We start from the raw sequence: 23578 nt of genomic DNA, 5'->3' as shown, positions 1-23578 counted from the left end.
CGCGAGTGCGAATGACACCTGAATCCCCAGGTCAGAGGCTTGTTCACAGATCTGCGAAGACCCTTGACGCCGAAGGCACCTGACCCGACGAAAAGCGCCTACTGGGGGGTGCGGCGGAGCAGCGCCATGAACATCGCGTCGGTGCCGTGGCGGTGCGGCCACAGCTGGGCGTAGCGACCGCGCTCGATGCCGGGCACCTCTGGGAACAGCGGCGCCACCGGCAGCACCTCGACGTCGTCCCGTTCCGCGGCGGCGTCGACCACCGCGACCGTCTCGGCGGTGTGCGGCGAGCAGGTGACGTAGGCGACCAGCCCGCCGGGGCGCACGCTGCGCAGCGCCCCGGCCAGCAGCTCGGTCTGCAGCTCGGCCAGCGGCGGGACGTCGTCCGGGGTGCGCCGCCAGCGGACCTCGGGCCGGCGGCGCAGCGCGCCCAGCCCGGTGCACGGGGCGTCGAGCAGCACGCGGTCGAAGGAGCCCTCCGACCAGGGGGGCTCGCGGCCGTCGGCGACCAGGACCTCGACGTCGTCGGCGTCGCGGAGCGACCGGCGGACCAGCTCGGCGCGGTGCTCGGCCCGGTCGGCCGCGGTCAGCCGCACCCCGGCCGGGCGGACGGCGGCGAGCAGGCCGGCCTTGCCCCCGGGGCCGGCGCACATGTCCAGCCACGCGGCGTCCGGGCCGTCGAGCTCGGCGCGGGCGAGGGCGAGCGCGGCGAGCTGGCTGCCCTCGTCCTGCACCGCGGCGGCGCCGTCCTGCACCGCGGGCAGCCGGCCGGGGTCGCCGCCGTGCAGCCGGACGGCGTAGGGCGACCACGGGCCGGGTTCTCCCCCGGACTGCTGCGCCAGCTCCTCGCGGTCGATGTGCCGGGCGACGAGGTGCACCTCGGGGGCGGCGTCGTCGGCGAGCAGCGCCGCCTCCAGTTCGGTCTCCTCGCCCAGTGCGTCCCGCCAGGCCTCGACGATCCACCGCGGGTGGTCGGTGGCCAGCCCCAGCCGTTCGTCGCCGGTGGCGCCGAGGGTGACCAGCCAGCTCGCGCGGTCCCCGCCGGCGGCGACCTTGCGCAGCACCGCGTTGACCAGCCCCGATGCGCCGGTGCCGACGACCGCCCGGGTGAGGTCGACCGTGGTGGCCACCGCCGCGTGGTCGGGCACCCGCAGGTCGATCAGCTGGTAGGCGCCCAGGCGCAGCAGGTCGAGCACCCGGGGGTCGAGGTCGGCGAGCGGCCGGTCGACCAGTCGCGCCAGGATCGCGTCGAGCGTGCCCTGCGCGCGCAGCGCCCCGTAGGCGAGCTGCGTCGCGAACGCGGCGTCGCGGGGGCCCAGGTCGCCGGCGCGTTCGCGCAGCAGCTGGGGCAGCAGCAGGTTGGCGTAGGCGTCCCGGGAGGAGACGCCGTCCAGGACGTCGAAGGCGGTGAGCCGGGCGCCGTCGAGCTCACGCCGCGGCGCCGGACGGCGCTGCCGTCGTCCCGGCCGCGGGCCGCTCCCCGGCCGGCGAGGCGGGCGGGTCACTCCAGCCGCTCCCCCGCCGCCGGGCGCGCACCGCGGGCCCAGTCGGCGGCCGGCAGCATCCGCTTGCCGGCGGGCTGCACCTCGCCGAGCCGGACCGCGCCGCTCGCGGTGCCGACCAGCACCTGCTTGCCGATCGCCAGCTCCCCGGGCGCCAGCGCCGCGTCGGCCACGGGCTCGACCGGGCCGACCCGCAACCGGTCGCCGCGCCAGGTCGTCCAGGCGCCGGGGGCGGGCGTGACCCCGCGGACGCGCCGGTCGACGACGTGCGCGGGCAGCGCCCAGTCGATGCGCGCGTCGGCGACCTCGATGCGCGGGGCCAGGCTGACACCCTCGGCGGGCTGCGGCTGGGGCTCCAGCGCGCCGGCCGCGATGCCGTCGAGGGTGGCGACGAGCAGCTGTGCGCCGCTGACCGCCAGCCGGGCCAGCAGGTCGCCGGCGGTGTCGCGCGGGCCGATGGCCTCGGTGAGCGTGCCGTAGACCGGACCGGTGTCCAGCCCCTGCTCGATGAGGAAGGTCGAGGCGCCGGTGACGTCGTCGCCGGCCATGATCGCGTGCTGCACCGGGGCCGCGCCGCGCCAGGCCGGCAGCAGCGAGAAGTGCAGGTTCACCCAGCCGTGCCGCGGGATCTCCAGCGCCGGGACGGGGATCAGCGCACCGTAGGCGACCACCGGGACGCAGTCGACGCCCAGCTCGGCGAGCTGCGCCTGGAACTCCGGCTCGCGCGGCGAGCGCGGCTGCAGCACGGGGATGCCGGCGGTGTCGGCCCGCTCGGCGATCGGCGAGCGGCTCAGCGTGCGGCCGCGGCCGGCGGGGGCGTCGGGCCGGGTGAGGACGGCGAGCACCTCGTGCTCGGAGGCCAGCAGGGCCTCCAGCGAGGGGACGGCGGGCGCCGGGGTCCCGGCGAACACGATCCTCAGTGCGGGCTCACCTTCACCACCGGCGTCGGCACCGGCTCGCCGGCCGGCAGGTAGGCCTGCTCGCCCTGCCACTCGGCCTCGCGCAGGACGGCGAGCGCCGCCTCGCGCGCCTCCGCGTCGAGCCGGTCGACGAACAGCACACCGTCGAGGTGGTCGACCTCGTGCTGCACGGCACGGGCCAGCATGTACGAGCCCTCGATCCGCACCGGGTCGCCGTGCATGTTCCAGCCGGTCGCGGCGATGTGCAGGTGCCGGCGGCAGTCGAAGCGGAACCCGGGGATGGACAGGCACCCCTCGGGGTCGATCTGGTCCTCCACGCCGATCGGCGTCACGTCCGGGTTGACCAGGTGCCCGACCTCACCGTCCACGTACCAGGTGAAGACCCGCAGGCCCACGCCGATCTGCGGCGCGGCGAGCCCGGCGCCGCCGGCGGCGTGCATGGTCTCGGTCAGGTCGGTGACCAGCTGCCGCAGCTCCGCGTCGAAGTCGACGACGGGCGCGGCGGGGGTGCGGAGGACGGGGTCGCCCATCAGGCGGATCGGGGTGACGCTCACTTCTCCAGCGTATGCGGCGGGCCCGCTACGCCAGCGCGGCGGCCACGGCGGCCTCGACGTGCAGCTTCGTCGTCGGGAACAGCGGGACGTCGGCGTCGTCGTCGCCGAGCAGCAGCTCCAGCTCGGTGCAGCCGAGCACGATGCCGTCGGCGCCCTCGGCGACCAGGCGCTCGATCACCGCCCGCACCGCTTCGCGCGACTCCTCGCGGACGATCCCGAGGCACAGCTCCTCGTAGATGATCCGGTGCACCACTGCCCGGTCGACCGGGTCCGGGACGTGCACGTGCAGGCCCCTCGCCGCCAGGTGGTCGCTCATGAACGGCTGCTCCATCGTGAAGGCGGTGCCGAGCAGCCCGACCCGGTGCACCCCGGCCGCGCGCACGGCCTCGGCGGTGACGTCGCCGATGTGCAGCAGCGGCACGGACAGGACGGCGGTCAGCGCCCCGGCGACCTTGTGCATGGTGTTGGTGCACAGCAGCACCAGGTCCGCGCCGGCCGCCTCGAGGGCCTGCGCGTCGGCGGCGAGCAGCTCGCCGGCCCGCTCCCAGTCGCCGGCGACCTGCAGCCGCTCGATCTCGGCGAAGTCCACCGAGAGCAGCACGCAGCGCGCCGAGTGCAGGCCGCCGAGCCGGTCGCGCACGGCCTCGTTGAGCAGCTGGTAGTACAGCGCGCTGCTCTCCCAGCTCATCCCGCCGAGCAGGCCGATCGTCGTCACGGTCGCATCAGATCAGGTCCAGCGGGTCCAGTTGCACGCGGACGTGCTCGGCGACCTTCTTGGCGCTGCGCACGCCCTGCACCTCGGCCAGCGCCCGGGCCAGTGCGAGCCCCTCGCCCCGTGGCACCCGGACCAGGTAGCGCTCGCGGTCGCCGTCGGTGTCCTGACCCGGCCGGGGCGGTTCGGGCACCGGGCCCAGCAGGTCGGCGTCGTCGGGCAGCCGGGCCGCCTCGAGGAACTCGGCCAGCGCGGCCGCCGAGCCGGTGAGCGAGGCCATCCGGGTGATCGGCGGGAAACCCAGCTCCCGGCGGTCGGCGAGCTCGCGCTCGGCCAGCCCCGCCGGGTCCCAGCGGACCAGCGCCTGGACGACGGGGTGCGCGGCATCGGCGGCGACCACGACCTGCCCGCCCGGTCGCACGAGCGCGGCCGCGTTCATCCAGCGGCGCAGCGTCTCCTCCCCCGCCCGCAGGTCCGCCCGGCCGAGCAGCGCCCACGAGTCCAGCAGCAGCGCCGCGCCGTAGCCGCCCTCGACGACGGGCTCCGCCCCCGGCGTGGCGACGACGACCGCCGGCCCGCCCGGGACCGTGGCGAGCACGCCCGAGCCGCGGCCGGAGACGCGCACCGCCGCTCCGGGGAAGGCCCGGCCCAGCTCCTCGGCGGTGCGCGCCGCGCCGACCACGGAGGCGCGCAGCTTGGTGTGGTGGCAGTGCGGGCAGTCGAAGGTGGCCGCGGGTCGCGCGCACCAGCGGCACGCGGGGACCCGGGAGCCGCCGGGCCCGGGCGTGGCCGAGATGCCCAGCGGCCCGGAGCAGACCGCGCAGCGCGCGGGCGCGCGACAGCGCGCACAGGACAGCCCCGGCGCGTAGCCGGCCCGCGGCACCTGCACCAGCACGGGTGCGCCGTCGGCGAGGGTCTGCCGGGCGACGCGGTGAGCCAGGCTGGGCAGCCGGGCGGTCCGGGCGGCGGGGTCGCGGGCCAGCTCGGCGTCGTCCCCGAGGGCCTGCACCCGCGGTGCGGCGGCGCGCAGCGTGGCGCGGTCGGCGACCAGCTGGTGCGCCCACCCGAACTCGACGAGCAGGGCCGCCTCCGCGGTGCGCGCCGTCCCGGCCACGACCGCCGCGCAGGAGGCCAGGTGCGCGCGGTGCACGAGCACGTCGCGGGCGTGGGCGTAGGGCGCCCGGGGCTCGGCGTGCAGGTCGTCGCCGTCGTCCCAGATCGCCACCAGCCCGAGGTCGGCGACCGGGGCCAGCGCGGCCGCCCGGGTGCCGAGCACCACCGTGGCGCTGCCGCGGGCGGCGTCGAGGAACCGGCGGTAGCGGGTGTCCGGCGCCGCGTCGGCCCGGAGCACGACGAACGACCCCTTCGGCAGCACGCGGTCGGCGGCCGCCTCGAGCCGGTCGAGGTCCTTGCCGTCGGGGACGACGACCAGCGCACCGCGGCCGCCCGAGAGCGCGGCCTGGCAGAGCTCGGCCAGGCGGGCGGGCCAGTCCTCGCCGGGCAGCGCGGTCCAGACGGCGCGGGCCGGCGCCCCGGCGGCGACGGCGTCGAGCAGCATCGGCCCGGTCGGGTAGCGGGCGAACCCGGCCGGGTCGGGCGGCTCCGGGGGCGCCGGCCGGTCGGCGCGCGGGCGCTTCTCGGCGGCGGCGCGGCGGGGCGGGACGGCCAGCCGCAGGACGTCGGTCATCGTGCCGCCCCAGCGGTCGGCCACCGACCGGGCCAGCTCGGCGACCTCGGGGGTGAGCACCGGCTCGCCGGAGACCAGCTTGGCCAGCGGCGCGAGCTTGCCGGTGTGCTCGGTCGTGTCGCCCAGCTCGAGCACGAACCCGTCCACGAGCTGACCGGCGAAGCGCACGCGCACCCGGCAGCCGGCCCGCACCTCGTCGGCCAGCTCGTCGGGGACGGCGTAGTCGAACGGCCGGTCCAGATGGGCCAGCGGCACGTCGACGACGACCCGTGCGATCACCACGGGCCCAGTCTCCCAACCGCTACCGACAGTGGTGACGCGCTGGAACAGCTCCTCAGACTGCGGCGCGGAGCGCCTCGACGCGGTCCAGCCGCTCCCACGGGAAGTCGCCGTCGGTGCGGCCGAAGTGGCCGTAGGCGGCGGTGGGCCGGTAGATCGGCCGCAGCAGGTCGAGGTCGCGCACGATCGCGCCCGGGCGCAGGTCGAACACCGAGGTGATCGCCTTCTCCAGGACGTCGTCCGGAGCCGCGCCCGTGCCGAAGGTCTCGACGAACAGGCCCACCGGGTGCGCGGCGCCGATCGCGTAGGCGACCTGCACCTCGCAGCGCTTGGCCAGGCCGGCGGCCACGACGTTCTTGGCCACCCAGCGCATCGCGTAGGCGGCGGAGCGGTCGACCTTCGACGGGTCCTTGCCGGAGAACGCGCCGCCGCCGTGCCGCGCCATGCCGCCGTAGGTGTCGACGATGATCTTGCGGCCGGTGAGGCCGGCGTCGCCCATCGGGCCGCCGATCACGAACTTGCCGGTCGGGTTGACCAGCAGCCGGTAGCCGGTCGAGGGCAGGCCGAGCGCCTGCAGCTCGGGCTCGACGACGAGCTCCTGGATGTCCGGGGTGAGCAGCTGCTCGATCGAGATGTCCTCGGCGTGCTGCGAGGAGACCACGACGGTGTCGACGGCGACCGGCCGGTCGTCCTCGTAGACGACGGTGACCTGGGTCTTGCCGTCCGGGCGCAGGTAGGGCACCGACCCGTCCTTGCGCACCGCGGAGAGGCGCCGCGAGAGCCGGTGGGCCAGGGCGATCGGCAGCGGCATGAGCTCGGGGGTCTCGTCGGTGGCGTAGCCGAACATCAGGCCCTGGTCGCCGGCGCCCTGCCGCTCGATGGCGTCGTCGGCCGAGCCGGACGTGCGCGCCTCGTAGGCGGTGTCGACGCCCTGGGCGATGTCGGGCGACTGCGAGCCGATCGACACGCTCACCCCGCAGGAGGCGCCGTCGAAGCCCTTGCGGGAGGAGTCGTAGCCGATGCCCAGGATCGTCTCGCGGACGATCGAGGGGATGTCGACGTAGCCCTCGGTGGTGACCTCACCGGCGACGTGCACCTGGCCGGTGGTGATCAGCGTCTCGACCGCGACCCGGCTGCGCGGGTCCTGGGCCAGCATCGCGTCCAGGATCGAGTCGCTGATCTGGTCGGCGATCTTGTCCGGGTGGCCCTCGGTCACCGACTCGGACGTGAAGAGACGGCGTGGCACTCGGTACTCCCTGGGTCGACGGGCGGGGCGTCGGGGACGCGCGTTGGGGAAACGTTACCGGGCGGACCTGGACACAGGGGCGGTCAGCCGTCGGTAGGGCGGCCCAACCGGGGGGCCACGGCGGTCCAGATGGCGGCCGCGACGGCGTCCTTGCTGCCGCGCGGGACCTCGACGGCGCTGCCGTCGGCGCCGAGGACGACGGCCGCGTTGTCCGGCCGGCCGAACGCCTGGCCCCCCGAGACGTCGTTGACCACCAGGAGGTCGCAGCCCTTGCGGGCCAGCTTGGCCCGCCCGTGCGCGAGGACGTCGCCCTCGTCGTCCCCGGTCTCGGCGGCGAAGCCGACGACCAGCTGACCGGCCGCCCGTTTCGTCACGAGCTCGACGAGGACGTCGGGGTTGCGCGCCAGCGGCACCGACGACGGCTCGGCGGCGCTGTCCTTCTTGAGCTTGGTGGTGGCCACGTTCTCGGGCCGGAAGTCGGCCACGGCCGCGGTCATGACGACGACGTCGGCGGCCCCCTGCCCGGAGTCGACGGCCTCGGCCAGCATGGCCGCGCGCAGCTCCTCCGCCGTCCCGACGTCGACGACGCGCACCCCGAACGGCGCGGGCAGCTCGACGTTGGCCGCCACCAGGACGACGTCGGCGCCGCGGGCGGCGGCGACCCTGGCGAGCGCCCAGCCCTGCTTGCCCGAGGAGCGGTTGCCCAGGAAGCGCACCGGGTCGAGGGGCTCGCGGGTGCCGCCGGCGCTGATCACGACCCGCCGGCCGACGAGGTCCTGCTGGAGCGCGGCGGCCCCCTGCTCCAGGACGACCAGCGCGAGCGCGGCGATGTCGGCGGGCTCGGGCAGCCGGCCGGGACCGGAGTCGGGCCCGGTCAGCCGGCCGACGGCGGGCGGCAGCACGATCGCCCCGCGGCGGCGCAGCGTGGCGACGTTGTCCTGGGTGGCGGGGTGCCGCCACATCTCGGTGTGCATCGCCGGCACGAACACCACCGGGCAGGAGGCGGTGAGCAGCGTGGCGGTGAGCAGGTCGTCGGCGCGGCCGGCGGCGGCGCGGGCGAGCAGGTCGGCGGTGGCCGGGGCGACCACGACGAGCTCGGCGGTCTGCCCGATGCGCACGTGCGCGACCTCGGGCACGTCGGACCAGACGTCGGTGGTCACCGGGTTGCCGGAGAGGGCCTCGAAGGTGGCCGCGCCGACGAAGTGCAGCGCACCCGGCGTCGGGACGACCCGGACGTCGTGGCCGGCCTCGGTGAACAGCCGCAGGAGGAGGGCGGCCTTGTAGGCGGCCACTCCCCCGCTGACACCCAGCACGATCCGGCTCATGTGCTCATTCTCCCTAGACGACGACGCCCCCGGCACGAGGTGCCGGGGGCGTGGTCACTACTTGGGGGTGCGGATCAGTTCTCACCCGCGGTGTGGGTGAGCAGGCCCTCGTTGATCTCGCGCAGCGCGATCGACAGGGGCTTCTCCTGGGGGGCGGTGTCGACCAGCGGGCCGACGTACTCCAGCAGGCCCTCGGAGAGCTGGCTGTAGTAGGCGTTGATCTGCCGCGCGCGCTTGGCGGCGAAGATCACCAGGCCGTACTTGCTGCTGGTGCGCTCGAGCAGCTCGTCGATCGGCGGGTTGGTGATGCCCTCGGGGTGGGGTGCGACTCCGGACACGTGCGGGCAGGCTCCTCAGTCGGTGGTGGGAGCGCCGGTGCCCTGGCTCAGGCACGGGGACGACGGCGCAGTCAGCAAGCTTACCAACTCGTCGGCTGCCCGGGCCACGTCGTCGTTGACGACCACCCGATCGAACTCCCCGGCGGCGTCCAGCTCGGCCTGCGCGATGGCCAGCCGGCGCTCCTGGACCTCGGCGGGCTCGGAGCCGCGGCCGGCGAGCCGGCTGACCAGCACCGCCCAGGACGGCGGGGCGAGGAACACCAGCTGGGCCTCGGGCTGGCGCTCCCGCACCTGCCGCGCGCCCTGCAGCTCGATCTCCAGCAGCGCCGGCGCCCCGGCCGCGAGGCGTTCGCGGACCGGGGCCACCGGCGTCCCGTAGCGGTTGCCTGCGTACTCGGCCCACTCCAGCAGGCCGTCCTCGGCGATCAGCCGGTCGAACTCGGCGTCGTCCACGAAGTGGTAGTGCACCCCGTCGACCTCGCCCTGGCGGCGCGCCCGGGTGGTCACCGACACCGACACCCAGACCTCGGGGTGCCGGCGGCGGACCTCCGCCACCACGGTGCCCTTGCCGACCCCCGAGGGGCCGGAGAGCACGGTCAGCCGTGCCGGAGCGTCTACCACTCGTCGATTCTCACCCAGCGCCGTGCGCCACCCCCCGCCGCCCCCGTCGGCGAGGGGTGTCGATCAGGAGGTGGCCTTCTCCCCGGCGAACTCCTGCTCCAGCGCCTTGCGCTGGTTGGCGCCGAGGCCGCGGACGCGCCGCGTCGGGGAGATCTCCAGGCGCTCCATGATCTTCGCCGCCCGCGCCTTGCCGACGCCGGGCAGCGACTCGAGCACCGCGGAGACGCGCATCTTGCCGATCACCTCGTCGGTCTCGCCCTGCTTGAGGACGTCACCGACGGTCGCGCCCTTGCTCTTGAGCCGTTCTCGGAGCTCGGCCCGTGCCTTGCGGGCCGCGGCGGCCTTCTCGAGAGCAGCGGCACGTTGCTCGGGGGTGAGGGAAGGAAGAGGCATGGTTGCGACCCAATCGCGTCGTCGCCGGAGGTCTGGACCCGGCGGGTCGGGTGGTGCTTCGGTCGGTTCCGGGCGCGCGGTACGTGCCCGGCGGACAACCTAGTTCCCGGCATATGCGCTGGTCACGCGCCTCCTCCGCGAGATCGTCGAGATCTGGACCTGGCCCGTTCACCCACTGTCCGCGCCAGCGGTGACACACCGTCATCCCCGCTGGTCAGCGCGTTACGGCTCGTCGCGATCCGTAATCGTGCCGAGGACGCGCCCGGGAGACACGCCATGCGCGACACGCCGGGCGGTGACGCCGCCGTGACGGCCAGCACGCCGGTGAGCAGGGACTTTCGTCCCGCAGGGCTGCCGGCCGAGTCGGCCGAGCACGCAGTCCGTGCCCGGCCCACCGGCGTGTGCGCGCGTGTCGCGTGCACGGATCGCCTTCTCGCCGAGCGGCGGAGGGTCAGCCCTCGGTATGGGCGAGGCGGCGTCCGGCGCGGCGGCCCAGCAGCCAGCCGCCCGTTCCCGCCAGGAGCAGCAGGCCGAGCACCGCCAGGCCGGCCCCGAGCAGGTGCTGCCCCGTCCAGAGCACGGTGCCGCCCTCGAAGGAGAGCGTCAGCGAGCTCTGGTAGGCCCGCAGCGGCACGTCGGCCGTGTACGCCGTCCATCCGGTGGGTCGCAGGTTCGCCAGCCAGAACACCGCCACACCCGCGACCAGGAGGGCGACCCCGGCGCCGGCCAGGAGCCAGGGCAGCGCGCGTCTCATCCGGCGAGCTCGGCAGCCCAGCGGTCGGCCGCGGCGCGCAGGGCCGCAGGATCGGGACCGGCGGCGAGCACGTCCCGCGACACCGAGGGCAGCACCCTGACGCCGGCGCCGAACAGCCGCCGGACGTCGGCCACCGAGCCGCCCTGGGCACCGAGCCCCGGCGCGAGGACCGGCCCGCCGAGACGGTCGAGGTCGACGTCCATCTCCGCGAGGGTGGCCCCGACGACGACGCCGAAGGAGCCGGACCCGTCGGCGGCGTTCCACCCGCCCACGGTGTCGACGACGGCCTGCGCCACGGTGCGCTCCCCCACGACCGCGTGCTGCAGCGTGCCCGCGTCCGGGTTGGAGGTGCGCGCGAGCACGAACAGCCCGCCGCCGAACTCCCGGGCGGTGTCGACGGCCGGCTGCAGCGAGTCGGGCCCGAGGAACGGGCTGACCGTCATCGCGTCGATGGCGAGCGGGTGGTCGGGGCGCAGGTAGTCGGCGTAGGCGTCCATGGTCGAGCCGATGTCGCCGCGCTTGGCGTCGAGCAGCACCAGGGCCCCGGCGGCCCGGGCCCGCGGGACGGCGTCCTCCAGGACGGCGAGCCCGCGCGAGCCGTGCCGCTCGTAGAAGGCCAGCTGGGGCTTGAGGACGGCGACGGAGCCCGCGAGCGCGTCGACGACGGCGTCGGTGAACCGCGCCAGGCCCTCGGGGCTGTCCGGCAGCCCCCACTTCGCCAGCAGCGGCACGTGCGGGTCGATGCCGACGCACAGCGGCCCCCGGGCGCCGACGGCGTCGCTCAGCCGCTCCCCGAACGTCCTCATCGGTGGGCGTACCCGACGGCCTCGGCCAGCGAGGCGAACCCGCGGTCGGCCAGCGCCTGCTCGAGCTCGGTGTGCACCCGGGCCACGGCGGTGGGGTCGTTGAAGACCGCCGTCCCGACGCTGACCGCGCTCGCGCCGGCGAGCACGAACTGCAGGGCGTCGAGCCCGCTGCGGATGCCGCCCATGCCGAGGATCGGCACGTCGGGGAGCGCCGCGTGCACCTGCCAGACGCAGCGCAGGGCGACCGGGCGGATGGCCGGGCCGGACAGCCCCCCGGTGACCCCGCCGAGCACCGGCTTCATGGTGTCGGGGTCGATGACCAGGCCGAGCAGCGTGTTGATCATCGACAGCCCGTCGGCGCCGGCGTCGGCGACCGACCGCGCGACCGAGACGATGTCGGTGACGTCGGGGCTGAGCTTGGCGTAGACCGGCTGCGCCGGGTCGGCGGCCTCGCGGACGGCGGCGACGACGTCGTGCGCGGCCACCGGGTCGCAGGCGAAGACCTCGCCGCGGCTCTCCACGTTCGGGCAGCTGATGTTGACCTCGAGGCCGAGGACGCCGGGGACGCCGGCCAGCCGGCGGGCGAGCTCGGCGAAGTCCTCGACGCGGGTGCCGGCGATGGAGACGAACGCGCGCACCCCGCGCTCGGCCAGCCACGGCAGCTCCTCGGCCAGCAGCCCGTCGATGCCCGGGCCCTGCAGGCCGATCGAGTTGAGCATGCCGCTGGGCGTCTCGGCCATCCGCGGCGTCGGGCGGCCCGACCGCGGGCGCAGCTGGACCGACTTGGTGACCACCGCGCCGATCGCGGTGAGGTCGACGAACGGCTCGAGCTCGCGGCCGAACGACGAGCAGCCGGAGGCGGTGAGCACCGGGCTCGGGATCTCGGCCTTGCCCAGCGTGGTCGACATGTCGACAGGTCGAGGAGTCGTCATGCCGGCAGCACCCCCATCGCATCCGCGCCCAGGAGGTCGGCGGGCAGGCGGCCGACGTCGGCGAAGCGGACGCGGTCGCCGCCGAACACCGGGCCCTCGGCGCAGGAGCGGGCGAAGCGGCTGCGTCCGTCGGCGCCGATCACCGGCAGCACGCAGGTCATGCAGACGCCGATCCCGCAGGCCATGGCCTCCTCCACCGCCACGTAGGAGGGGATCCCGCGGTCGGTCGCGGCGGACGCGACCGCGCGCAGCATCGGCATCGGCCCGCACGCGTAGACCACCCCGGCGTCGCCGATCAGCTCGTCGACGGCGAGGGTCACCAGCCCCTCGCGACCGGCGCTGCCGTCGTCCGTGGTGACCTCGACCCGCGCCCCGGCCGCGGCGAGCTCGTCGAGCGAGCACAGCCGGTCGGCCGAGGCGGCGCCGGCGACCGCGGCGACCGGTGAGCCCTGCGCCGCGAGCGCAGAAGCCAGCGGGACCAGCGCCGCGGCCCCGTAGCCGCCACCGACCAGCAGCGCCGAGGTGCCCGGCGACGGCAGCGGGAAGGGGCGGCCCAGCGGCCCGACGACGTCCACCCGGTCGCCGGGCTGCAGCCCGGTCAGCCAGGTCGAGCCGACCCCGTGCGGTGCGACGACGACGGTGACGGTGTCCTCGCCGGTGCCGGCGATGGCGATCGAGCGGCGCAGCAGCGCGGCCGACAGCGGGCCACCCACGGCGAACGCGACGAACTGCCCGGGCTCGGCGGCGGCCGCGATCTCCGGGGCGGCGAGGGTCAGCTCCACGTAGGCCGCCACCGGCCGGCGGCCGACCACCTCGACCTCGCGCTGCACCGGCCGGTTCGTCGCCGGCGCGGCCGGCTGCGTCAGCGGCCCGGTCACGACGAGGCCCGCAGCGCCTCGTGCACCTCTTGCAGGCTGCGCACGCTCAGGCCCCCGGCCCGCAGCGCCTCGACGCCCTGCACCGCGGCGGCCATGCCCTGCACCGTGGTGATGCACGGGATGCCGGCGGCCACCGCGGCGGTGCGGATCTCGTAGCCATCCAAGCGGGGCCCGCTGTTGCCGGGGGCGCCGAACGGGGTGTTGACCACGATGTCGACGTCGCCGGCGAGGATCCGCTCGACGCAGTTGCCCGGGCCGTCGCTGTACTTGCCGACCACCTCGCAGGCGACCCCGTTGCGGCGCAGCACCTGCGCCGTGCCCGAGGTCGCCAGAACCGTGAAGCCGAGGTCGGCCAGCCGCTTGACCGGGAAGATCGCCGAGCGCTTGTCGCGGTTGGCCAGCGAGACGAACACGGTGCCCTCGGTCGGCAGGTCGCCGTAGACGGCGGCCTGCGACTTGGCGAACGCCGTCCCGAAGCCCGAGTCGAGCCCCATGACCTCGCCGGTGGACTTCATCTCCGGGCCGAGCACCGTGTCGACGTTCTGCCCCTCGACGGTGCGGAAGCGGTGGAACGGCAGCACCGCTTCCTTGACCGCGATCGGCATGTCCTCGGGCAGGTCGGTGCCGTCGCCGGTCGCCGGGAGCACGCCGGCGGCGCGCAGCTGGGCGATCGTCTCCCCCACCGCGATCCGGGCCGCCGCCTTGGCCAGCTGCACCGCCGTCGCCTTGGACACGAACGGCACCGTCCGCGACGCCCGCGGGTTGGCCTCGATCACGTACAGGATGTCGTCCTTGACCGCGTACTGGACGTTCATCAGCCCGCGGACGCCGATCCGGGCGGCGAGCTTCTCGGTGGCCGCCCGGATCCGGATCAGGTCGGCCGAGCCCAGGGTGATCGGCGGCAGCGCGCACGCCGAGTCGCCGGAGTGGATGCCGGCCTCCTCGATGTGCTCCATGACGCCGCCGAGGTAGAGCTCGGTGCCGTCGTAGAGGGCGTCGACGTCGATCTCGACGGCGTCCTCCAGGAACCGGTCGACCAGCACCGGGTGCTCGGGGCTGACGTCGGTGGCCTTGGCGATGTAGGCCTCGAGCGTGGCGTCGTCGTAGACGATCTCCATGCCCCGGCCACCGAGCACGTACGAGGGCCGCACCAGCACCGGGTAGCCGATCTCGGCGGCGATCTCGCGCGCCTCGGGGAACGCGGTCGCCGTGCCGTGCTTGGGCGCCAGCAGGCCGGTGTCGTGCAGCACCCGCGAGAACGCGCCGCGGTCCTCGGCGTGGTCGATCGCCTCCGGCGCGGTGCCGAGCACCGGCACGCCGGCGTCCTTGAGGCGCTGCGCCAGCCCCAGCGGGGTCTGCCCGCCCAGGGTGCAGATCACCCCGGCCACCTCGCCGGCGGCGCGCTCGGCCTCCACCACCTCGAGGACGTCCTCGAAGGTCAGCGGCTCGAAGTAGAGCCGGTCGGCGGTGTCGTAGTCGGTGGAGACGGTCTCGGGGTTGCAGTTGACCATCACCGCCTCGTAGCCGGCGTCCTGCAGCGCCATGACGGCGTGCACGCAGGAGTAGTCGAACTCGATGCCCTGCCCGATCCGGTTGGGGCCGCTGCCGAGGATGAGGACGGCGGGCTTGTCCCGCGGCTCGACCTCGTTCTCCTCGTCGTAGGAGGAGTAGTGGTAGGGCGTGCGGGCCGCGAACTCGGCCGCGCAGGTGTCGACCGTCTTGTAGACCGGCCGGACGCCGAGCCGCCAGCGCAGCCGCCGGACGCCGTCCTCCCCCGCCAGCTCGGGGCGCAGCGCCGCGATCTGCCGGTCGGACAGGCCGTGCCGCTTGGCCCTCCGCAGCAGCGCGGCGGTCAGCGCCGGCGCGTCGCGGATCTCCTCGCCGATCTCGTTCACGAGCGCGATCTGGTCGACGAACCACGCGTCGTAGCCGGAGGCGGCAGACACCTGCTCGACGGTCGCCCCGGCGGCCAGGGCGCGCTGGGCCAGGTAGAGCCGGCCGTCGACCGGCGTCCGCAGGGCCTCGAGCAGCTCCTCGGCGGTCGAGCCGTCGTCCCCACCGGTCCAGAAGCCGGCCACCGACGTCTCGGTCGACCGCATCGCCTTGCCCAGCGCCTCGGGGAAGTTGCGGCCCAGCGCCATGACCTCGCCGACGCTCTTCATCGTCGTGGTCAGCCGCGGGTCGGCGCCGGGGAACTTCTCGAACGCGAACCGCGGGATCTTCACCACGACGTAGTCCAGCGCCGGCTCGAAGGAGGCCGGGGTGACGCCGGTGATGTCGTTGGGGATCTCGTCGAGGGTGTAGCCGATCGCCAGCTTCGCGGCGATCTTCGCGATCGGGAAGCCGGTCGCCTTCGACGCCAGCGCCGACGACCGGGACACCCGCGGGTTCATCTCGATGACGACGAGCCGGCCGGTCTCGGGGTGGACGGCGAACTGGATGTTGCAGCCGCCGGTGTCCACCCCGACCGCGCGCAGGACGTCGATGCCGACGTCGCGCATCCGCTGGTACTCGCGGTCGGTGAGCGTCATCGCCGGGGCGACGGTCACCGAGTCGCCGGTGTGCACGCCCATGGCGTCGACGTTCTCGATCGAGCAGATGACGACCACGTTGTCGCTGCGGTCGCGCATGAGCTCGAGCTCGTACTCCTTCCAGCCGAGCACCGACTCCTCGATGAGCACCGTGTGCACCGGGGAGTCGGCCAGGCCGTGGCCGGCCATGCGGCGCAGCATCGGCTCGTCGGTGGCGATGCCCGAGCCGAGGCCGCCCATGGTGAACGAGGGCCGGATGACGACGGGGTAGCCGACCTCGGCCGCGGTGGCCAGCGCCTCCTCGACGGAGGCGCAGACCGTGGAGCGCGGGGCGTCGGCGCCGACCGAGCGGACGATGTCCTTGAACAGCTGGCGGTCCTCGCCGCGGTTGATCGCGTCGACGTCGGCGCCGATCAGCCGGACGCCGTACTTCTCCAGGACGCCGTTCTCGTAGAGGCCGATGGCGATGTTGAGCGCGGTCTGCCCGCCGAGGGTCGCCAGCAGCGCGTCGGGGCGCTCCTTGGCGATCACCCGCTCGACGAACTCCGGGGTGAGCGGCTCGACGTAGGTGGCGTCGGCGACCTCGGGGTCGGTCATGATCGTCGCCGGGTTGCTGTTGACCAGGCTGACCCGCAGCCCCTCGGCCTTGAGCACGCGGCAGGCCTGGGTGCCGGAGTAGTCGAACTCGCTGGCCTGGCCGATGACGATCGGCCCGGAGCCGATCACCAGCACGTGGTGGATGTCGTCCCGCTTAGGCACTGCGCTGCTCCTCCATCAGGTCGACGAAACGTTGGAACAGCGGGGCGGCGTCGTGCGGGCCGGCCGCCGACTCCGGGTGGAACTGGACGCTGAACGCGGGCACCTCGAGGCAGCGCAGCCCCTCGACGACGTCGTCGTTGAGGCCGACGTGGCTGACCTCGACCTGCCCGTAGGGGGTGTCGGTGGGCCGGTCGAGCGCGGCGTCGACGGCGAAGCCGTGGTTGTGGCTGGTCACCCGCACGCTGTTGGTCACCCGGTCGAGCACCGGCTGGTTGAGACCGCGGTGGCCGAAGCGCAGCTTGTAGGTGCCCAGGCCCAGCGCGCGGCCGAGGATCTGGTTGCCGAAGCAGATGCCGAACAGCGGCCGGCGGGCGTCGAGCACGCCCTTGACCGTCTCGACCGCGTAGTCCGCGGCCGCCGGGTCGCCGGGGCCGTTGGAGAGGAACACCCCGTCCGGCCCGGCGGCGAGCAGCTCCTCGGCGGTCGCCGTGGCCGGCAGCACGTGGGTCTCGACGCCGAGCTCGGCCAGGTGCCGCGGGGTGGCGGTCTTGATGCCCAGGTCGAGCGCCGCGATCTGGTAGCGCCTCTCCCCCACCGCGGGGACGACGTAGCGCTCGTCGGTGCTCACCGTCGGGGCGAGGTCGGCGCCGACCATGCTCTCGGCGGCCTGCACCTTCTCGAGCAGCTGCTCGGCGTCGAGCTCGCTGGAGATGCCGGCGCGCATCGCGCCCCGCTCGCGCAGGTGCCGGGTCAGCGCGCGCGTGTCGATGCCGCTGATCCCGACGACGCCCTGCTCGCGCAGCTCGTCGTCCAGCGTGCCGGTGGCCCGCCAGTTGGCCGGGCGCCGGGCGGGGTCGCGGACGACGTAGCCCGCGACCCAGATCCGGCTGCTCTCGTCGTCCTCGTCGTTGACCCCGGTGTTGCCGATGTGCGGGGCGGTCATGACGACGATCTGCCCGGCGTAGCTCGGGTCGGTCAGCGTCTCCTGGTAGCCGGTCATCCCGGTGGCGAACACCGCCTCGCCGACCGTCGTCCCGACCGCGCCGTAGGCCTCGCCCCGGAACGTCCTGCCGTCCTCCAGCACCAGGAGGGCCTCGCTCACTTCACTGCCTTTCCGTCGGTCACCGTCTGGGCTCCCCTGAGGAACGTGTGCACCACGCGGCCGGGCAGCTCCCGGCCGGCGTAGGGGCTGTTGCGGCTGCGGCTGGCCAGCGCGGCCGGGTCGACGACCGAGCGCGCGGCGGGATCCAGCAGCACCAGGTTGGCCGGCTCACCGGGACTCAGCGGCCGGCCGTGGCCGGGGAGCCGGCCGATCGCCGCGGGCCGCACCGACATGCGGTCGGCGACGCCGCGCCAGTCGAGCAGCCCGGGCTCGACCATGGTCTGGACGACGACCGACAGCGCCTGCTCCAGCCCGAGCATCCCGGGCCGGGCCATCGCCCACTCGCACTCCTTGTCCTCGACGGCGTGCGGGGCGTGGTCGGTGGCGACCGCGTCGATCACCCCCTCGGCGAGCGCGGCGCGCAGCGCGTGCACGTCCTCGTCGGTGCGCAACGGCGGGTTGACCTTGAACACCGGGTCGTAGCCCTCGACGCACTCGTCGGTGAGCAGCAGGTGGTGCGGGGTGACCTCGGCGGTGACCTGCACGCCGCGGGACCTGGCCCAGCGCAGGATCTCCACCGACCCGGCGGTGGAGACGTGGCAGACGTGCAGCCGGGCGCCGACGTGCCCGGCGAGCAGCACGTCGCGGGCGATGATCGACTCCTCCGCCGCGGCGGGCCAGCCGCCCAGGCCGAGGCGCGCCGAGCGGTCGCCCTCGTTCATCTGCGCGCCCACGGTCAGGCGGGGCTCCTCGGCGTGCTGGGCGACGACGCCGTCCAGCGCCTTGACGTACTCCAGCGCCCGGCGCATGAGCGCGGGGTCGGCGACGCACCTGCCGTCGTCGGAGAACACCCGCACCCGGGCCGCGGAGTCGGCCATCGCGCCCAGCTCGGCCAGCCGCTCGCCGGCCAGGCCCACGGTGACCGCCCCGACCGGGATCACGTCCACCAGCCCGGCCTCCTGGCCCAGGCGCCAGACCTGCTCGACGACGCCGGCGGTGTCGGCGACCGGATCGGTGTTGGCCATGGCGTGCACCGCGGTGAAGCCACCGAGCGCGGCGGCGCGGCTGCCGGTCTCGACGGTCTCGGTGTCCTCGCGGCCGGGCTCGCGCAGGTGGGTGTGCAGGTCGACCAGGCCGGGCAGCGCGATCAGCCCGTCGGCGTCGATCACCTCGGCGGTCGGCACCGAGAGGTGCTCGCCGACGGAGGTGATCACGCCGTCCTTGAGCACGACGTCGACGGGGTCCTCGCCGTAGAGGCGAGCCCCCTTGATCAGAGTGGTCACTGAGGAGCTCCCCCGAGCAGCAGGTACAGGACGGCCATGCGGACGCTCACGCCGTTGCCGACCTGCTCGACGATCGTCGAGCGGACCGAGTCGGCGACCTCGGCGGCGATCTCCATGCCCCGGTTCATCGGGCCGGGGTGCATGACGATCGCCTCGTCGGCCAGCGCCGCCATGCGGACGGCGTCGAGGCCGTAGCGGCGGCTGTACTCGCGGGCGCTCGGGAAGAACGAGGCGTTCATCCGCTCGGCCTGCACCCGCAGCATCATCACCACGTCGGCCTTGGGCAGCGCGGCGTCGAGGTCGTAGCCGACCGTCACCGGCCAGCTCTCCACACCGACCGGCAGCAGCGTCGGCGGCGCGACCAGGGTGACCTCGGCGCCGAGGGTGTGCAGCAGGCGCACGTTGGAGCGGGCGACCCGGCTGTGCAGGACGTCGCCGACGATCGTCACCCGCACGCCCTCGAGCCGGCCCAGCCGCTGCCGGATCGTGTAGGCGTCCAGCAGGGCCTGCGTCGGGTGCTCGTGCGTGCCGTCGCCGGCGTTGACCACGCTGCCGCGCACCCAGTGCGCCAGCCGGTGCGGGGCCCCGGACGCCGAGTGGCGGACGACGATCGCATCGCTTCCCATCGCCTCGAGCGTCAGCGCGGTGTCCTTGAGGCTCTCGCCCTTGCTGACGCTGGAGCCCTTGGCCGAGAAGTTGATGACGTCGGCGGAGAGGCGCTTGGCCGCCAGCTCGAAGGAGATCCGCGTGCGCGTGGAGTCCTCGAAGAACAGGTTCACCACCGTGCGGCCGCGCAGCGTCGGCAGCTTCTTGACCTCGCGCCCGGCCAGCGCGGACTCGATCTCCTTGGCGGTGTCGAGGACCAGGGTTGCGTCGTCCCGGTCGAGGTCGGCCGCCTCCAGCAGGTGTCGCTTCACGTGGCTTCCCCCTCGGTCACCAGCACCTCGTCGGCCCCGTCGATCTCGGCCAGCCGGACCTTGACGGACTGGCTGCGCGACGTCGGCACGTTCTTGCCGACGTAGTCGGCGCGGATCGGCAGCTCGCGGTGGCCCCGGTCGACCAGGACGGCGAGCTGCACCGCGCGCGGGCGGCCGAGGTCGCGCAGCGCGTCGAGCGCGGCCCGCACCGAGCGGCCGGAGAACAGGACGTCGTCGACCAGGACGACGAGCCGCCCGTCGATGCCGGCGGCCGGCAGCACGGTGGGCTCCAGCGCCCGGACGCCGCGCATCCGCAGGTCGTCGCGGTAGAGCGTGATGTCGACGGTGCCCACGTCGACCGGTGTGCCGGAGAAGGCCTCGACGCGGGCGGCGAGGCGGCGGGCCAGCGGGGCGCCGCGCGTGGGGATGCCGACCAGCACGAGATGGGAGAGGTCCGCTGTGTTGTCTCCCTCCCCACCACCCCGAGCGCACTTCTCGATGAGCTGGTGGGCCATCCGGTCGACCACGCGGGCGACATCGGTGGCGGAAAGCAGCGCTCCCGGCGCTGCGGGGCTGCGCGCTTCAGAATTGCTTGGCGCAGCAGAGGACGAGCCGGCCATCAGGCCTCCTTCCCCGCCTCACGGGACGGGTCGTTAAAGGAGTGGGGTGGACCGCGTGCCACCGTACTGCACCGCGCCGACAGGTCCGGACCGGGGGCGGGGCCGCCGCACGGGAGAAAAGTCCGTACTCGTGCCGCGAGGGTGCCTCTCCCCTGCTCGCGGCTGGACTGCCAGGGTGTGTCCTGCTGTTGCGTCTCTGGCCGGACCAGTACGCTCAGTGACCGATGACCGCCCTTCCCGACGACGGACAGTGAGCAGGACAGCATGAGCACCGATTACTCACGGGCACTGGGGGCCCGGCTCCGCGCGATCCGCAACCAGCAGGGCCTGTCCCTGCAGGGCGTGGAGGACAAGTCGCACGGGCGCTGGAAGGCCGTGGTCGTCGGCTCCTACGAGCGTGGCGACCGGGCGGTGACCGTCCAGCGGCTCTCCGAGCTCGCCGTCTTCTACGGCGTGCCGGTATCGGAGCTGCTTCCCGACCCGCGGCCGAGCTCCGCGGTCACCTCGACGACCAAGATCGTGCTGAACCTCGAGTCGCTGGGCTCGCTCCCGGCCGACGAGGCGGGTCCGCTGGCCCGGTACGCGTCGACCATCCAGGCGCAGCGGCACGACTACAACGGCAAGGTCCTCTCGATCCGCGCCGAGGACCTCAAGTCGCTGGCGATCATCTACGACATGAGCCCCGACGAGCTGACCTCGCGGCTCATCGAGTGGGGTGTCCTGTCCCCCGGCATGGAGGGCATCGCCTCGGCCGGCGACGACGAGGACGACGAGGTCGACCCGCACTGGGAGCGCCGCCGCACCCCGCGCTGACGCAGGACGGGGCCCCGGCCGCCGACGCGGTCGGGGCCCTCGCCGTCCGCGGCCGGTTCAGGCCAGGGCGGCGGCCACCACCCGCGCGACCACCGGGCGCGGGTCGGCGTCGTCGAGGCCGGAGATGCGGCGCAGCAGCAGTCCTTGGAGGCAGGCCACGACCACGGCGGTCGCGGCGCGCGGATCGCGCGCGCCCAGTTGCGCCAGCACCAGCAGGACCGGCGCCTCCATCGTCGCCCGCCCCCGCGCCAGGGGTTCCCGCAGGTCCGGCTCGTGCCCGGCCTCGACGAACAGCGCCAGGCGAGCCGCGGTCTGCACCCGTTCGGGGCCGGTCGCCCGTTCCAGCAGGGTGCACAGGTCCTCGACGAGCTCCTCCGCCGTCGCCGGCCGGAGCACCTCCCCCACGTCGGTCAGCTGGACGTCCAGCAGGCGGTCCAGGACGCCCGACAGCAGCGCACGCCGGGTCCGGAAGGCGTTGGAGGCCGAGCCTCTCGGCAGGCCGGCGTGCGCGTCGATGCGGCCGTGCGTCATCGCGCGCAGGCCCTGCGTACCGATCAGCTCGATGGCCGCGTCGACGGCCCGGCTCCGGGTGGTCGTCACCCGAACACTATAAACGTAGTGACAGCGCACTACGCCAGTAGTAGCTTGCCGACGTGAGCGACGACCCGTACACGCGACTGCTCCGGCGGCTCGAGCACAGCCCGCGCTGGGACCGCACCATCGACGCGCTGACCCCCGTGGCGGACCGGCTGGTGGCCAAGGACCTCCCACGCCGGATCCTGCACGGCGACGCGACCGGCGTCCCGCTCCACGAGATCCTCACCGACGCGCCGTTCGGCGCGTGGTGGATGGCCCAGTACCTCGACCTGTTCCGCGACGAGGGATCCCGTCGTGCCGCCACCCGGCTGATGGCGCTCGGCGTCGCCGCCGCGGTCCCGACGGCGATCGCCGGCTGGGCCGAGTGGGCCGCTGCCGGCCGCCGCACCCAGCGCGCGGGCATGACGCACGCATCGCTCAACGGCCTGGCCACCCTGCTGTACGCCGCCTCCTGGGCGGCCCGCGCGCGGGATCGCCACCGGCTCGGTATCGCGCTCAGCAGCGTGGCCGACGTGCCGCTCCTCGCCGCGGCCTTCCTCGGTGGCCACATGGGCAGCGGCCGCGACCTCGGCTGACCGCCGCGGCCGATCCCCTGGACAGCTCACCAGAGCTCGGTCAGCATTCGCCGCCGTGCTCCGCCCCGCCCCGCCGCGCCGCCGTCCGTTCCTGCTCCTCGGCGGGCTGGCGCTGGCCTGCTGGCTGGCGCTGCTCGCCCTCGCGCTGAGCACCTACCGGACGCCCGGCGCGGCCGAGCTGGCCGCTGCCCACCACCGGGTCGCGGAGTACGTGGCCGGCATCGACGCCCAGCGGGCGGCCTGCTTCGCCGACCCGGACCGCCCACCGGATCTCGCCCCCGGCGAGGGCTGCGGCCTGCCGGTGCGCGCGGAGGACGTCGCGCTCGACCCGTACATCGTCGCCGAGCCCTACGAGTTCGGGCGGGACGCCCCGGACGCCGTCTTCTGGGCCGCGGTGGTCACCGGCGCGCTCGGCCTGCTCGCCGGCCTGCGCCGGTCGACCACCCGGTTCGCCGCCGTGGTCGCGGGGGCTGCGGGCTTCGCCGTCGTCGGCCAGGTGGTCGCGGTGGGCTCCGCGGCGTTCCTGCACGCGGTCGCCGGGCCGGCCGACGAGTGGCCGGAGCCGTGGGATCTCCCGGTGTGGGATCGCCTGCTCCCCGCGGCCGGACGCGCGGTCGTGCTCACCGTGCTGCTGGCGCTGCTCGGCGTCGGCGTGGGCCGGCTGGCCCGCGGCCGGCTGCTCGTCGCCGGCGGTGCGCTGGCCGGCTGGCTCGGCGTCGAGACGGCGCTGTGGCTGCTGGCACCGGTCGCCACGCCCTGGACGCCGGGGGGCGGCGTGCTGTCCCTGCTCGAGGAGTTCGGCCTGTTCATCCCGGACCACTCGCGTCCCGAGGGCCCGGCCGACACCGTCCACGGCTTCGAGTCCGGCCACCTGCAGGCGACGCTCGTGCTCGCCGGCTGGACGGCAGGTTTGCTGCTGACCGCCGTGGTGGCCGCGAGGAGTGGGGCCCGGAGGGTCCCCGACGAGCGCGCCGACAGCGGCTCCGCCTAGTCGGGGACGGCTCCTGGCCGCGGTGTCGTCGGGTAGGACGACGGTGTCGGCGCTTCGGCGATCGCGGCCAGGACGCCGTTGACGAACGCCGGCGAGTCGTCGGTGGAGAGGTTCTTGGCCAGCTGCACGGCCTCGTCGATCGCCACCGGGTCGGGGACGTCGTCGGCCCAGCGCAGCTCGAACACCGCCATGCGCAGGATCGCGCGGTCGACGTCCGGCAGCCGCTCGAGCGACCAGTTCGCGGCGTGCTCGTCGATCAGCCGGTCGATCTCGCCGGCGTGCGCCGCCACGCCCTCGACCAGCCGCACGGTGTACTCGTTCACCGGCGGCTGCCCGACCTCGACCTCCGCGGCGAGCATCTCCAGGCGGTCGTCCCCGCGGAGATCGGCGGCGTAGAGGACGTCGACGGCCCGCTTGCGTGCCTTGGACCGTGCGGCCATGGC

The 23578-nt window shown here is 74.8% G+C and carries 24 protein-coding genes; 3 read left to right on the top strand and 21 right to left on the bottom strand.

Annotated features, from left to right (window positions below; genetic code table 11):
• Window positions 1–98: 98 nt before the first annotated feature.
• The 19 genes from GGQ55_RS21010 to pyrR form a co-directional block, all read right to left on the bottom strand.
• A complete protein-coding gene (locus tag GGQ55_RS21010) occupies window positions 99–1505 on the bottom strand; it encodes an RsmB/NOP family class I SAM-dependent RNA methyltransferase (protein ID WP_179720079.1) in 1407 nt (468 codons plus the stop codon).
• Window positions 1502–2413: a methionyl-tRNA formyltransferase gene (gene fmt / locus GGQ55_RS21005; RefSeq protein WP_366489891.1), complete on the bottom strand. Its 912-nt coding sequence runs from the start codon at window positions 2411–2413 to the stop codon at window positions 1502–1504. Before fmt ends, GGQ55_RS21010 begins: the two co-directional genes overlap by 4 nt.
• Before the next feature lie 5 nt (window positions 2414–2418).
• Window positions 2419–2976 (bottom strand): peptide deformylase, encoded by a 558-nt coding sequence (gene def, locus GGQ55_RS21000; RefSeq protein WP_179720077.1) that lies wholly within the window; start codon window positions 2974–2976, stop codon window positions 2419–2421.
• A gap of 25 nt (window positions 2977–3001) precedes the next feature.
• Window positions 3002–3691, bottom strand: coding sequence for an aspartate/glutamate racemase family protein (locus GGQ55_RS20995; protein WP_179720075.1), 690 nt, complete (start codon window positions 3689–3691; stop codon window positions 3002–3004).
• A 7-nt stretch (window positions 3692–3698) separates the two neighbouring features.
• The gene (locus GGQ55_RS20990) at window positions 3699–5657 is read right to left on the bottom strand and encodes a primosomal protein N' (RefSeq protein ID WP_366489888.1); all 1959 of its coding nucleotides are present in this window, start codon (window positions 5655–5657) and stop codon (window positions 3699–3701) included.
• A 52-nt stretch (window positions 5658–5709) separates the two neighbouring features.
• Window positions 5710–6900, bottom strand: a complete 1191-nt coding sequence (metK, locus tag GGQ55_RS20985) for a methionine adenosyltransferase (RefSeq protein ID WP_179720073.1) — start codon at window positions 6898–6900, stop codon at window positions 5710–5712.
• An 83-nt stretch (window positions 6901–6983) separates the two neighbouring features.
• Window positions 6984–8261 carry a bifunctional phosphopantothenoylcysteine decarboxylase/phosphopantothenate--cysteine ligase CoaBC gene (coaBC, locus tag GGQ55_RS20980; RefSeq protein WP_494546178.1) on the bottom strand — a complete coding sequence of 426 codons (1278 nt, stop codon included), beginning with the start codon at window positions 8259–8261 and terminating at the stop codon, window positions 6984–6986.
• A gap of 38 nt (window positions 8262–8299) precedes the next feature.
• A complete protein-coding gene (rpoZ, locus tag GGQ55_RS20975) occupies window positions 8300–8563 on the bottom strand; it encodes a DNA-directed RNA polymerase subunit omega (protein ID WP_179720069.1) in 264 nt (87 codons plus the stop codon).
• A 15-nt stretch (window positions 8564–8578) separates the two neighbouring features.
• Entirely contained in the window at window positions 8579–9184 is a 606-nt protein-coding gene (gmk, locus tag GGQ55_RS20970; RefSeq protein WP_366489886.1) for a guanylate kinase, read from the bottom strand.
• A gap of 63 nt (window positions 9185–9247) precedes the next feature.
• Window positions 9248–9577, bottom strand: a complete 330-nt coding sequence (gene mihF / locus GGQ55_RS20965; RefSeq protein WP_179720067.1) for an integration host factor, actinobacterial type — start codon at window positions 9575–9577, stop codon at window positions 9248–9250.
• A gap of 451 nt (window positions 9578–10028) precedes the next feature.
• Window positions 10029–10331 carry a hypothetical protein gene (locus GGQ55_RS20960; RefSeq protein ID WP_179720065.1) on the bottom strand — a complete coding sequence of 101 codons (303 nt, stop codon included), beginning with the start codon at window positions 10329–10331 and terminating at the stop codon, window positions 10029–10031.
• Window positions 10328–11137 carry an orotidine-5'-phosphate decarboxylase gene (gene pyrF / locus GGQ55_RS20955; protein ID WP_179720062.1) on the bottom strand — a complete coding sequence of 270 codons (810 nt, stop codon included), beginning with the start codon at window positions 11135–11137 and terminating at the stop codon, window positions 10328–10330. Before pyrF ends, GGQ55_RS20960 begins: the two co-directional genes overlap by 4 nt.
• On the bottom strand, window positions 11134–12069 hold the full coding sequence (locus tag GGQ55_RS20950) for a dihydroorotate dehydrogenase (RefSeq protein ID WP_179720059.1): 936 nt from the start codon (window positions 12067–12069) through the stop codon (window positions 11134–11136). The genes pyrF and GGQ55_RS20950 overlap by 4 nt, the downstream gene beginning before the upstream one ends.
• Window positions 12066–12947, bottom strand: coding sequence for an iron-sulfur cluster-binding protein (locus GGQ55_RS20945; protein ID WP_179720057.1), 882 nt, complete (start codon window positions 12945–12947; stop codon window positions 12066–12068). The genes GGQ55_RS20950 and GGQ55_RS20945 overlap by 4 nt, the downstream gene beginning before the upstream one ends.
• Window positions 12944–16237, bottom strand: a complete 3294-nt coding sequence (gene carB, locus GGQ55_RS20940; RefSeq protein ID WP_179720055.1) for a carbamoyl-phosphate synthase large subunit — start codon at window positions 16235–16237, stop codon at window positions 12944–12946. Before carB ends, GGQ55_RS20945 begins: the two co-directional genes overlap by 4 nt.
• A complete protein-coding gene (gene carA / locus GGQ55_RS20935; protein ID WP_179720053.1) occupies window positions 16230–17339 on the bottom strand; it encodes a glutamine-hydrolyzing carbamoyl-phosphate synthase small subunit in 1110 nt (369 codons plus the stop codon). Before carA ends, carB begins: the two co-directional genes overlap by 8 nt.
• Window positions 17336–18622 carry a dihydroorotase gene (locus GGQ55_RS20930; protein WP_179720051.1) on the bottom strand — a complete coding sequence of 429 codons (1287 nt, stop codon included), beginning with the start codon at window positions 18620–18622 and terminating at the stop codon, window positions 17336–17338. Before GGQ55_RS20930 ends, carA begins: the two co-directional genes overlap by 4 nt.
• Window positions 18619–19539, bottom strand: a complete 921-nt coding sequence (locus GGQ55_RS20925; RefSeq protein ID WP_179720049.1) for an aspartate carbamoyltransferase catalytic subunit — start codon at window positions 19537–19539, stop codon at window positions 18619–18621. The genes GGQ55_RS20930 and GGQ55_RS20925 overlap by 4 nt, the downstream gene beginning before the upstream one ends.
• On the bottom strand, window positions 19536–20159 hold the full coding sequence (pyrR, locus tag GGQ55_RS20920; protein ID WP_179720047.1) for a bifunctional pyr operon transcriptional regulator/uracil phosphoribosyltransferase PyrR: 624 nt from the start codon (window positions 20157–20159) through the stop codon (window positions 19536–19538). The genes GGQ55_RS20925 and pyrR overlap by 4 nt, the downstream gene beginning before the upstream one ends.
• Before the next feature lie 264 nt (window positions 20160–20423).
• Between pyrR and bldD the strand changes: the two genes are divergently transcribed.
• Window positions 20424–20972: a transcriptional regulator BldD gene (gene bldD / locus GGQ55_RS20915; RefSeq protein ID WP_179720045.1), complete on the top strand. Its 549-nt coding sequence runs from the start codon at window positions 20424–20426 to the stop codon at window positions 20970–20972.
• A 57-nt stretch (window positions 20973–21029) separates the two neighbouring features.
• Here bldD and GGQ55_RS20910 read toward each other — a convergent pair whose 3' ends face one another.
• The gene (locus GGQ55_RS20910) at window positions 21030–21572 is read right to left on the bottom strand and encodes a TetR/AcrR family transcriptional regulator (RefSeq protein ID WP_179720043.1); all 543 of its coding nucleotides are present in this window, start codon (window positions 21570–21572) and stop codon (window positions 21030–21032) included.
• Window positions 21573–21625: 53 nt separating this feature from the next.
• On the opposite strand from GGQ55_RS20910, the gene GGQ55_RS28585 reads away from it, so the two are divergent.
• Together GGQ55_RS28585 and GGQ55_RS20900 are read left to right on the top strand one after the other, a co-directional pair.
• On the top strand, window positions 21626–22144 hold the full coding sequence (locus GGQ55_RS28585; protein ID WP_218859364.1) for a DUF2231 domain-containing protein: 519 nt from the start codon (window positions 21626–21628) through the stop codon (window positions 22142–22144).
• 55 nt (window positions 22145–22199) lie between these two features.
• Entirely contained in the window at window positions 22200–23135 is a 936-nt protein-coding gene (locus GGQ55_RS20900; protein ID WP_179720041.1) for a hypothetical protein, read from the top strand.
• On the opposite strand, the gene nusB is transcribed toward GGQ55_RS20900, so the two are convergent.
• Window positions 23132–23575, bottom strand: a complete 444-nt coding sequence (gene nusB, locus GGQ55_RS20895; RefSeq protein WP_179720039.1) for a transcription antitermination factor NusB — start codon at window positions 23573–23575, stop codon at window positions 23132–23134. The genes GGQ55_RS20900 and nusB overlap by 4 nt on opposite strands.
• Window positions 23576–23578: the final 3 nt, after the last annotated feature.

The organism is Petropleomorpha daqingensis, from assembly GCF_013408985.1.
GTDB lineage: Bacteria > Actinomycetota > Actinomycetes > Mycobacteriales > Geodermatophilaceae > Petropleomorpha > Petropleomorpha daqingensis.
Note: the sequence above shows the minus strand (reverse complement) of the source record. Positions and strands in the feature narration are given on the sequence as shown.

Excerpts from the sequence above, each read along its gene's own strand:
- mihF (WP_179720067.1), bottom strand. The coding sequence starts at position 9,577 with ATGCCTCTTCCTTCCCTCACCCCCGAGCAACGTGCCGCTGCTCTCGAG.
- GGQ55_RS20960 (WP_179720065.1), bottom strand. The coding sequence starts at position 10,331 with ATGAGACGCGCGCTGCCCTGGCTCCTGGCCGGCGCCGGGGTCGCCCTC.
- pyrF (WP_179720062.1), bottom strand. The coding sequence starts at position 11,137 with ATGAGGACGTTCGGGGAGCGGCTGAGCGACGCCGTCGGCGCCCGGGGG.
- GGQ55_RS20950 (WP_179720059.1), bottom strand. The coding sequence starts at position 12,069 with ATGACGACTCCTCGACCTGTCGACATGTCGACCACGCTGGGCAAGGCC.
- pyrR (WP_179720047.1), bottom strand. The coding sequence starts at position 20,159 with ATGGCCGGCTCGTCCTCTGCTGCGCCAAGCAATTCTGAAGCGCGCAGC.
- bldD (WP_179720045.1), top strand. The coding sequence starts at position 20,424 with ATGAGCACCGATTACTCACGGGCACTGGGGGCCCGGCTCCGCGCGATC.
- nusB (WP_179720039.1), bottom strand. The coding sequence starts at position 23,575 with ATGGCCGCACGGTCCAAGGCACGCAAGCGGGCCGTCGACGTCCTCTAC.